This is a genomic window from Rhodococcus sp. NPDC058505 (genome assembly GCF_042720095.1).
Taxonomy (GTDB): domain Bacteria; phylum Actinomycetota; class Actinomycetes; order Mycobacteriales; family Mycobacteriaceae; genus Rhodococcus_G.
Genome location: NZ_JBHXNB010000014.1, coordinates 1 through 9,926, shown reverse-complemented (window position 1 = coordinate 9,926; position 9,926 = coordinate 1). Strand labels below are relative to the sequence as shown.

Below are 9,926 nucleotides of genomic sequence, written 5' to 3'. Positions count from 1 at the left end.
CGTCCGGCCCGCGCAGCGGACCGGGCGCACGGCGCACGGGGGAGATCTAGTTAGCGACGACGTCGCCCGCCGAGGCGGCGTCCTTCGCGCGCTTGGCCGCGTCGAGAACCGCGAGGTACCCGAAGGTCATTGCGGGGCCGATGGTGGCGCCGGGGCCCGCGTAGGTGTGGCCCATGACCGGTGAGCTGGCGTTGCCCGCGGCGTACAGGCCCTCGATCCAGCTGCCGTCCTCGCGCAGGGCGCGGCCGTCGACGTCGGTGCAGATGCCGCCCTTGGTGCCGAGGTCACCGGGGACCATCTTGATCGCGTAGAACGGCGCCTTGCCGATCTCGGCGAGGCTCGGGTTCGGCAGCCGGGGGTCACCGTAGTAGTGGTCGTAGCCGCTGTCGCCGCGCCCGAAGTCCTCGTCCTTGCCGTTGCGCGCGAACCCGTTGAAGCGCTCCACCTCGGCGGTGAGCGCGTCGACCGGCAGGCCCGCCTTCTCGGCGAGCTCGGCGATCGTGTTGGCCTTGACCACGATTCCGGCCTTCAGCCAGCGGCCGGGGAACGGGGTGCGCGGGGTGATGCCCGCGAAGGTGTAGCGGTTGCGGTAGCGCTGGTCGAGGATCATCCAGGTCGGGATGTTCTCGCCGGGGCCCTCGCCCTGACCGTAGGTGCCGCCGTACATGGTGTGCACGGCCTCGACGTACGGGGCAGCCTCGTTGCCGAACCGCTTGCCTGCGGTGTTGACCATCATGCAGCCGGGCAGGGTGCGCTCGGACAGCGCGAACCACGGGCCGCCGGTCAGCGGGATGGACGGACCCCACCAGGCGTCGTCCATGAAATCGACCGCCGCGCCCAGCTTCTGGCCTGCGATGATGCCGTCACCGGTGTTCGCCTTGGCGCCGACCGTCCATTCCGTTCCGATCGGGGCGCGCTGGTACTTCTTGCGCATCTCGTCGTTGTGCTCGAAGCCGCCGGAGCCGAGGACGACACCGTGCCTGGCGTGGATGACCTGCTCGGTACCGTCGATCAGCACCTTGACGCCCCGCACCGCGTCGCCCTCGGTGTAGAGCTCGGTCAGCGGGGTGTTCAGCAGGATCGGCACCCCGGCGTCGCGCAGGCCGAGGCGCAGGCCCGCGACCAGCGCCTGCCCACGCACCAGCAGATCCTTGCCGGTCGCCTTGGCCTTGAGGAAGCGCATGCCGACCTTCATCGCGCGCATCGGGCCGCGGCGGTTGCGCATCAGCAGGTTGAGCCACTTGTAGTCGGCCTGGGTGATGACGAAGTTCTTGGGGCCCTTGACGTAGTCGGGCTCAAGGTTCTTGCGGTCCTCGCCGAGCCGGTTGCCGTCGAACACCTGGGGCTCGACCGACCGGCCGCCGAGGCGGCCGCCGGGGGCCTCCGGGTAGTAGTCCGAATAGCCCGGTACCCACTGCAGTTCGAGGGCGCTGTTGCGCAGGACGAACGAGAGCATCTCCGGTCCGCGATCGATGTAGGTGTCGATCCGCTCCGGCTCGACGACGTCGCCGATGATGCTGTGCAGGTACTTGCGCGCGTCCTCGACGGTGTCGGTGACGCCGTCGCGCTGCAGCACCTCGTTGTTGGGGATCCAGACTCCACCACCGGACCGGGCGGTGGATCCGCCGTAGTGGGCGGCCTTCTCGACGATGACCGCGCTGAGGCCGTGGTGTGCGGCGGTCAGGGCCGCGGTCATGCCCGCCGCGCCGCTGCCGACGACGACGATGTCGTATTCCTGCTTGCTCATGTAGAACACGTTATAGAATGATGTAGGGGTAGGTCCATGCTTTCTGCCAGGAACTATTCCGGACTACCGCGGAACGGCCTGGTCACGAACGGCAACACGTTCAGTTGCGGAAAAGGGGATGCCCGGTGTCCTGGGACATGTCAACCGACGTCGTGGTCGTCGGATGTGGGGTCGCCGGTGCGTCGGCGGCCATCGAGGCCATCGACGCGGGCGCGGAGGTCGTCGCCCTCGACCGGTTCGCCGGCGGCGGGGCAAGCACCATCTCCGGAGGCATCGTCTACGCGGGCGGCGGCACCTCGGTGCAGCGTGCGGCGGGCGTGGCGGACACCGTCGACGCGATGTTCGCCTACCTGAGCCTCGAGGTCGGGGATGCGGTCCGGCCCGAGACGCTGCGCCGATTCTGCGAGAACAGCGCGTCGACGGTGGACTGGCTGCAGGCGAACGGGGTTCCGTTCGAGGGATCGCTGTGCCCATACAAGACGTCCTATCCCACCGACCGGCACTACCTGTACTACTCCGGGAGTGAGGCGGCGGGCGGCTTCCGCGACGCCGCGGTGCCCGCCCCGCGCGGGCACCGCCCGAAGGGCAAGGGCACCTCCGGGAAGATGCTCTACCGCCCGCTGGTCGAGTCCGCGCTGGCCAAGGGGATGCGGCTGGAAACGCAGACCAGGGCGGTTCGGCTGGTCACCGACGACGCCGGCGCGGTGACCGGGGTCGAGTGCCTGAGCCTGCGGGACGCGCCCGCCGGGGTGCGGGCCAGGCACGCGCGGTTCGCGGCACTGTCCTCGAAGCCGGGCGTCTACTTTCCGCCGCTGCGCAAGGCGATGGACCGGCAGATGGCGCGGATCGAGGAGCGGTACGCGCGGCCCTTCCGAATCGAGGCCCGGTCCGGCGTGATCCTCAGCGCGGGTGGCTTCTTCGCGAACCGGGCGATGGTCGCCGAGCACGCCCCGCGCTACCTCGGCGGGCTGCCGCTCGGCACCTCCGGCGACGACGGCAGCGGCATCGCGCTCGGGGAGTCGGTCGGCGGCGCGACCGACAAGCTCTCGAACGTCTCGGCATGGCGGTTCATCGTGCCGCCGACCGCCTTCCTCGGATCGATCCTGGTCGATCGACGGGGCAACCGGATCGTCGACGAGTCCCGCTATGGGGCGGCCCTGGGGCACGCGATGATCGCCGAGGGGGACGGGCACGGCTGGCTGGTAGCCGACGCCGACCTGGTGACCGAGGCGCGGTCGCAGATGGGCAGCCGGACCACCTGGTTCCAGCGGGTGCAGTCCGAGACGATGACGCGGATCGACGGCACCACCGCGGGCACGCTCGACGAGCTCGCCGCGAAGGTGGGCATCGATCCGGCCGGCCTCGCCGCCACCGTTGCCGCACACAACGAGGCGATCGTCGCCGGGGCGACCGATCCGATGGGCAAGCCGGACGAATTTCGCCGCCCGATCCTGGCCGCGCCGTTCTCGATGTACGACGTGTCCCTGAAGAAGAGCCTGTCGAATCCGCTGCCAATGATCACGCTCGGCGGACTGGTCGTCGACGAGGACAGCGGCGAGGTGCTCGACCGGGACGGCGACCCGATCGTCGGACTGTACGCGGCGGGGCGGACCGCGGTCGGCATCTGCTCGAACTCCTACGTCAGCGGGCTGTCGCTGGCGGATGCCGTGTTCTCCGGTCGCCGGGCCGCATCACACGTTTCCCGTCGCGGAGTTCCCCGTTCCGGTACGGTCGCCGGCACCTGATTGCCGAATGCCACCATGAGGAACGACTATTGCTCACCTCCGATCTGCGTCTCACGGTCGCGGACCTGCTGCACGCCGCCGAGAAGGGGCTCGCCCCGATAGCGCCCCTTTCGGTGACGTACCCCGCGATCGATGTTGCCGACTCGTATGAGATCCAGCTGATCAACATTCGCCGTCGCATCGCCGCGGGGGAGCGGGTGGTCGGGCACAAGGTCGGGCTGACCGCCGAGGCGATGCAGCAGATGTTCGGCGTCACCGAACCGGATTACGGGCACCTGTTCGACACCAGGGAACTGCGCGAGGACGCGCCGGTCCCGTGCGCGAACTACCTGCTGCCGCGGGTGGAGGTCGAGGTGGCCTTCATTCTCGGCGCGGACCTGCCCGGTGCCGGGTGCACGGCCGACGACGTGCTGCGGGCAACGGAATTCGTGATTCCGTCCGTCGAACTGATCGACTCCCGCATCGTGGACTGGCAGATCGGGCTGGTCGACACGATCGCCGACAACGCCTCGTACGCCGGCCACGCGATCGGGGCGGCCCGGGTCCGGCCCGCCGATATCGACGTGACCGCGATCGACGCCACCCTCACGGTCAACGGTGAGCAGGTCGCGGCCGGGCGCAGTGATGCGGTGCTCGGCAACCCGGCCGCCGCGGTGGCCTGGCTCGCCAGGGAGGTTGCCGACTACGGCGTTCGCCTCCGGGCCGGGGACATCGTGCTGCCCGGATCGTGCACGCGGGCGGTCGATGTCCGGCCGGGTGACCGGGTCCGTGCGGACTTCACCGGGCTCGGATCGGTGTCGCTGCAGTTCGTCTAGCCGTCCTCCGGCGGCCAGGCCGGCAAACGGTGAAGGGCACTTTCGCCCGGCCAGGCCGGGTAAAAGTGCCCTTCACCATGTGGGGGTGCGGGTGGCGGTCAGGGATTCGGGTCCCGGACCTCGACGATGCCCTCGAGCACCGCGTGGTTGATGCTCGCGACCAGGCGCGGGCAGGTCTGCCGGGACCCGGTGCTCCCGCCCGCGCCCGCGAACTCCGGGCACACCGTTGCCGGATCGGACTGCCACTGGATGCTGGTGTGGTTGAAGCTGTTCTTGCGGACCAGCACACAGGTGTGGCAGCTGCGGCACTCCACCTCCTGCAGCCCATCCTCGAGATAGGTGTGCAGGTCGACGGCGGTCTGCGCGCGAATGGCCTCGACCCGGGCCGGGTTGTCCGCGAAGTCCGGGGCCTTGGACCAGGTCGAGGTCATCGTCTACACGCCCGTCTTGTTGTCGGATTCGGCGGCGGCCTTCTCCTCGGCCTGGCGGGCGAGGTTTGCGTCGACCTCGCGCTGCCACGCCTCGACGGCCTTGGTGGTGTCGATCTCGAACTCGAAGCGCTGCGTCATCTTCTCGTCGACGTCGGCGATGTCGACGTAGAACTGCTCGTACCACCGGCGCAGCTGGTAGACCGGGCCGTCTTCCTCGCAGAGGAGCGGGTTCTCGATCTTGCTCTTGTTCTTCCAGATCGCGACGTCCTGCTCGAAGCCCATCGCGACGCCCTCGGTGAACTTGCGGGCGAGCTTGACCGAGGTGGCCTCGTCCAGGCCCTTGGGCTTCTCGACGCTCACGCCGTACATCAGCATGAAGGAGTCCTGGGTGATCGGGTAGTGGCAGTTGATCAGCAGGCTCTCGACCTTGAACCCGCTGTAGTTGTTGTGCAGCCAGTTCACCATGAAGGACGGTCCGAAGTACGACGCCTCGGAGTCCAGCACCGAGTCGCCGTACTGGGTGCCCATGGTCCCGACGTCGGGCCTGCCGTGGTTCTGCAGGTACTGCGTCGCGACGTGACCCTCGAAGACGTTCTTGAAGTACTTCGGGAAGCCGAAGTGCACGTAGAAGAAGTGCGCCATGTCCACGACGTTGTCGACGATCTCGCGGCAGTTGGAGCCCTTGACCTCGAGCCGGTGCCACTCCCAGTCGGTCCACTCGTCGGTGAGCACCTCCGGAAGCTCCGGAATGGTGACGTCCTCCGGCGGCTGGTTGCCCTCCGCGTCGTGCCACACGTACAGCATCTTGTTGCGCTGCAGGGTGGTCCACGACCGGGTGCGCGCCAGCGGCGGAACCCGGCGGGCGTAGGGGATGTCGGTGCACTTGCCGTTGCCGCCCCAGCGCCAGTCATGGAACGGGCAGGCCACCGAGTCGCCCTTGATGCTGCCCTGGCTGAGATCGCCACCCATGTGCCTGCAGTACGCGTCGAGGACGTTCAGCTTGCCCTCGCTGTCGGCGAAGACGACGAGCTTGGTGCCGAACGCCTCCACCGCGTGTGGCTTGCCGTCCTGGAACTCTCGCTCGAGTCCGATGCAGTGCCAACCGCGGGCGAACCGGGTCGGCGTGGTGCCCACGTCGATTTCCCGCACCTTGCGGGGGGTGGGTGCGCCGCTCGTCTGCGTCATCTCTACCCTCACATCCCTTCGTCTTCCTGTACTAGAACACGTTATAGAACCCGGCAGCATTTCGCTAGATTTCACGGCGAGTCGGTCGTGTCGTGAACGTCTGACCTGCGCTGCATCGCTCCCCTCGACACAAATGGGAACGTGTTCTAGTCTCAGGTGCGAAGGTGAACCGCCTGCAATGCGAGATCCACGCGCGGCGCGTATCGACACCCCCAACCGACATACACCCATATCGACACACATGAGGGAGCGACCAGTGAGTGAGCACGACAGTCACGTGGTGATGGAGAAGCTGAACGAGCTACTGCCGGCCTTCCGCGAGCGTGCTCAGGAGACCGAGGATCTGCGTCGCATCCCGGACGAGTCGATCAAGGCGTTGCAGGAGGCGGGCTTCTTCAAGCTGCTGCAGCCGAAGCAGTGGGGCGGATACGAGGCCGATCCGGTCACCTTCTACACCGCGGTCCGCAACATCGCGAGCGCCTGCGGCTCCACCGGCTGGGTCGCCGGCATCATCGGCGTGCACAACTGGCACCTGGCGCTGTTCGACCAGCAGGCGCAGGAGGACGTGTGGGGCACGGACACCGACGTCCGGATCTCCTCGTCCTACGCGCCGATGGGTGCCGGTGAGGTCGTCGACGGCGGATACAAGGTCAACGGCTCCTGGGCCTGGTCCTCGGGCTCCGATCACGCGACGTGGGTCGTCGTCGGCGGTCCGGTCATCAAGGACGGCCGCCCGGTCGACTTCGGCAGCTTCCTGATCCCGCGCGAGGACTACGAGATCGACGACGTGTGGAACGTGGTCGGCCTGCGCGGCACCGGCTCGAACACCGTCGTCGTCAAGGACGTTTTCGTGCCCCGGCACCGCTTCCTGAGCTTCAAGGCGATGAGCGACCTGACCGCGCCCGGTCTGCAGCAGAACACCGCCCCGGTCTACAAGATGCCGTGGGGCACCATCCATCCCACCACCATCTCCACCCCGATCGTCGGCATGGCCTACGGCGCGTACGACGCCCACGTCGAGCACCAGGGCAAGCGGGTCCGCGCCGCGTACGCGGGCGAGAAGGCCAAGGATGATCCGTTCGCCAAGATCCGGATCGCCCAGGCCTCCAGCGACATCGACGCCGCCTGGCGTCAGCTGTCCGGCAACGTCGCCGACGAGTACGCCCTCCTGTTGGCGGGCAAGGAGATCCCGATCGAGCTGCGACTGGCTGCCCGACGAGACCAGGTCCGCGCCACCGCGCGGGCGATCGCGTCGATCGACCTGCTCTTCGAGAACTCCGGTGCCACCGCCCTCGCGAACGGCACCCCGATCCAGCGCTTCTGGCGTGACGCCCACGCAGGCCGGGTGCATGCGGCCAACGACGCCGAGCGGGCCTACGTGATGTTCGGTGGCGCCGAATTCGGCCTGCCGCTGACCGACACGATGGTCTAGGAGAACGCCCGTGACAGTTACCGACGAACTCACGTACGAGTCGACTTCCCGGTTCGCCCAGGTCCGCGAGGATCTGAAGCTGCACTACCACGAGGCGGGCGTCGGCAACGGCCCCACCATCGTGCTGCTGCACGGCGGCGGCCCCGGTGCGTCGTCGTGGTCCAACTTCGCCAAGAACATTCCGGTCCTTGCGGAGCGATTCCACGTCATCGCGGTCGATCAGCCCGGCTACGGCCGCTCCGACAAGCCGACCGAGCACCCGCAGTACTTCCGGCACAGTGCATCGGCGCTCAAGGATCTGCTCGACACCCTCGGCATCACCGATCGCGTGCACCTGCTGGGCAATTCGCTCGGCGGCGGTGCGGCGGTCCGGTTCGCGCTGGACTACCCGGACCGGGCGGGCCGGCTGGTGCTGATGGGTCCCGGCGGGCTGAGTGTCAACCTGTTCGCGCCGGACCCGACCGAGGGCGTGAAGAACCTCGGCAAGTTCAGCTACCAGCCGACCAGGGAGAACCTTGAGGCGTTCCTGCGCATCATGGTGTTCGACCAGAAGCTCATCACCGACGAGCTGATCGACGACCGGTTCGCGGCGGCGAGCACGCCCGAGTCCCTCGCCGCGGCGAAGGCGATGGGCAAGTCGTTCTCCGGCCCGGAGTTCGAGCTCGGGATGCTCTGGCGCGACGCGTACAAGCTGCGTCAGCGGGTGCTGTTGATCTGGGGCCGCGAGGATCGGGTCAACCCGATCGACGGGGCGCTGGTGGCGCTGAAGATGATTCCGCGCGTGCAGCTGCACGTGTTCGGCGGCTGCGGGCACTGGGCTCAGCTCGAGAAGTTCGACGAGTTCAACCGGCTCGCATCTGACTTCCTCCTGGAGGGGGGCAACTGATGAGTATTCGTGCACTGGCGTACCTGCGCATCGAGTCGACCGACATGGCCGCGTGGCGCGAGTACGGGCTCAAGGTGCTCGGCATGGTCGAGGGCAAGGGCAACCCCGAGAACCTCTACCTGCGCATGGACGACTACCCGGCCCGACTGGTGATCGTCCCCGGCGAGCGGGACGGCCTGTACTCGACCGGCTGGGAATGCGCGAACGCCGAAGGCCTGCAGGAGATCCGGGAGCGGCTCGCCAAGGCAGACTGGGAGTTCGAGGAGGGCACCAAGGAGGAGGCGGCCGAGCGCAACGTCGTCGAGTTCATCACGTGCCGCGACGCCTCCGGTTCCCGCCTGGAGATCTTCCATACCATCGCCCTGCAGCACCGCCGGATCGTCAGCCCGTACGGACACAAGTTCGTCACCGGCGAGCAGGGGCTCGGGCACGTGGTGCTCGCAACCAAGGACGATGCCGCGGACCTGGAGTTCTACCGGGACGTGCTCGGGTTCAAGCTGCGCGACTCGATGCGCCTGCCCCCGCAGGTCGTCGGCCGTCCGGCGGACGGGGACCCGGCCTGGCTGCGTTTCCTCGGCTGCAACCCGCGGCACCACAGCCTGGCGTTCGCGCCGCTGCCGAACCCGAGCGGGATCGTGCACCTGATGGTCGAGGTGGAGAACTCCGACGACGTCGGACTCTGCCTGGACCGCGCGATCCGCAAGAAGGTCAAGATGTCGGCCAGCCTCGGCAGGCACGTCAACGACCTGATGCTGTCCTTCTACATGAAGACGCCGGGCGGATTCGACGTCGAGTTCGGGTGTGAGGGGCTTGAGGTCGAGGACGAGAACTGGATCGCGCGCGAGTCCACCGCCGTGAGCCTGTGGGGCCACGACTTCACCGTCGGGTTCAAGTAGTGACGGCGCCCGAACCCGGAACCGGCGCGGCCATCGACCCGCGTCAGTTCCGAAACGTCCTCGGACAGTTCTGCACCGGCGTCACGATCATCACGACCGTGGACGACGGGCAGCCGGTCGGGTTCGCGTGCCAGTCCTTCGCGGCCCTGTCGCTCGACCCGCCGTTGGTGCTGTTCTGCCCGACCAAGGGGTCCCGCTCCTGGGCGGCAATCGAGCGGACCGGGAAGTTCTGTGTGAACGTCCTCGCCGAGGAGCAGCAGGACGTGTGCGCCCGGTTCGGATCCCGCGAACCCGATAAGTTCGCCGGGATCGGGTGGGAGCCGTCGCCGCTCGGGTCGCCGATCATCGAGAACTCGCTCGCCCACATCGACTGCACCGTCGAGACCGTGCACGATGGCGGTGACCACTACGTGGTCTTCGGCCGCATCTCGTCGATGAGCGAGGTCAAGACGGAACGGCCGTTGCTGTTCTACCGCGGCCAGTACACCGCCATCGAGCCGGAAAAGACCGTGCCGGCGCCGTGGCGGGACGACCTCGAAGCGTTCCTCACCGCGACCACGGAGGACACCTGGCTGTAGCGGCACCGCCGCACACGCCACCACATACCCGGAGGGGCGACAAAGGGCCCGTCCACACGAGAGATCGTGTGGACGGGCCCTTTTGGCTTCCCCCCACCACCCCCCCTGGGTCCGACTGAACGGAAGCGTTCAGTCGATCAGACCTGAATCCACCGATGGAGATCGGCGGTACAACGTGTCATAGAAGGGCAGGTGCCCTCTGCGCTGGGAT

9 protein-coding genes are annotated in these 9,926 nt (G+C 68.0%); 6 read left to right on the top strand and 3 right to left on the bottom strand.

The features are described from left to right. Positions 1–46: 46 nt before the first annotated feature. A complete protein-coding gene (kstD, locus tag ACFWPA_RS12500) occupies positions 47–1,747 on the bottom strand; it encodes a 3-oxosteroid 1-dehydrogenase (protein ID WP_378570357.1) in 1,701 nt (566 codons plus the stop codon). Positions 1,748–1,884: 137 nt separating this feature from the next. Here kstD and ACFWPA_RS12495 point away from each other — a divergent pair, with 137 nt between their 5' ends. Both ACFWPA_RS12495 and ACFWPA_RS12490 read left to right on the top strand, forming a co-directional pair. After that, positions 1,885–3,492, top strand: coding sequence for an FAD-binding protein (locus ACFWPA_RS12495; protein WP_378570355.1), 1,608 nt, complete (start codon positions 1,885–1,887; stop codon positions 3,490–3,492). A gap of 29 nt (positions 3,493–3,521) precedes the next feature. Further along, on the top strand, positions 3,522–4,307 hold the full coding sequence (locus tag ACFWPA_RS12490) for a 2-keto-4-pentenoate hydratase (protein WP_378507403.1): 786 nt from the start codon (positions 3,522–3,524) through the stop codon (positions 4,305–4,307). A 98-nt stretch (positions 4,308–4,405) separates the two neighbouring features. On the opposite strand, the gene ACFWPA_RS12485 is transcribed toward ACFWPA_RS12490, so the two are convergent. Then, positions 4,406–4,738, bottom strand: a complete 333-nt coding sequence (locus tag ACFWPA_RS12485) for a hypothetical protein (RefSeq protein ID WP_378507402.1) — start codon at positions 4,736–4,738, stop codon at positions 4,406–4,408. 3 nt (positions 4,739–4,741) lie between these two features. Then, positions 4,742–5,923, bottom strand: coding sequence for a Rieske 2Fe-2S domain-containing protein (locus ACFWPA_RS12480; protein ID WP_378507401.1), 1,182 nt, complete (start codon positions 5,921–5,923; stop codon positions 4,742–4,744). Between the two features lie 256 nt (positions 5,924–6,179). Between ACFWPA_RS12480 and hsaA the strand changes: the two genes are divergently transcribed. Genes hsaA through hsaB form a run of 4 tightly spaced genes read left to right on the top strand, consistent with a single transcriptional unit; the run spans position 6,180 to position 9,715 of the window. Beyond that, positions 6,180–7,355: a 3-hydroxy-9,10-secoandrosta-1,3,5(10)-triene-9,17-dione monooxygenase oxygenase subunit gene (gene hsaA / locus ACFWPA_RS12475; protein ID WP_378507400.1), complete on the top strand. Its 1,176-nt coding sequence runs from the start codon at positions 6,180–6,182 to the stop codon at positions 7,353–7,355. Positions 7,356–7,365: 10 nt separating this feature from the next. After that, positions 7,366–8,241, top strand: coding sequence for a 4,5:9,10-diseco-3-hydroxy-5,9,17-trioxoandrosta-1(10),2-diene-4-oate hydrolase (gene hsaD / locus ACFWPA_RS12470; RefSeq protein WP_378570352.1), 876 nt, complete (start codon positions 7,366–7,368; stop codon positions 8,239–8,241). Further along, a complete protein-coding gene (hsaC, locus tag ACFWPA_RS12465) occupies positions 8,241–9,137 on the top strand; it encodes an iron-dependent extradiol dioxygenase HsaC (RefSeq protein ID WP_378507398.1) in 897 nt (298 codons plus the stop codon). The genes hsaD and hsaC overlap by 1 nt, the downstream gene beginning before the upstream one ends. Continuing rightward, complete coding sequence (gene hsaB, locus ACFWPA_RS12460) at positions 9,137–9,715, top strand: 3-hydroxy-9,10-secoandrosta-1,3,5(10)-triene-9,17-dione monooxygenase reductase subunit (protein WP_378507397.1); 579 nt, start codon at positions 9,137–9,139, stop codon at positions 9,713–9,715. Before hsaC ends, hsaB begins: the two co-directional genes overlap by 1 nt. The last annotated feature ends 211 nt before the right edge of the window (positions 9,716–9,926 follow it).

Bases quoted from the DNA above. Each gene is read 5' to 3' on its own strand.
- ACFWPA_RS12485 (WP_378507402.1), bottom strand. From the start codon at position 4,738: ATGACCTCGACCTGGTCCAAGGCCCCGGACTTCGCGGACAACCCGGCC.
- ACFWPA_RS12480 (WP_378507401.1), bottom strand. From the start codon at position 5,923: ATGACGCAGACGAGCGGCGCACCCACCCCCCGCAAGGTGCGGGAAATC.
- hsaC (WP_378507398.1), top strand. From the start codon at position 8,241: ATGAGTATTCGTGCACTGGCGTACCTGCGCATCGAGTCGACCGACATG.
- kstD (WP_378570357.1), bottom strand. From the start codon at position 1,747: ATGAGCAAGCAGGAATACGACATCGTCGTCGTCGGCAGCGGCGCGGCG.
- ACFWPA_RS12495 (WP_378570355.1), top strand. From the start codon at position 1,885: ATGTCAACCGACGTCGTGGTCGTCGGATGTGGGGTCGCCGGTGCGTCG.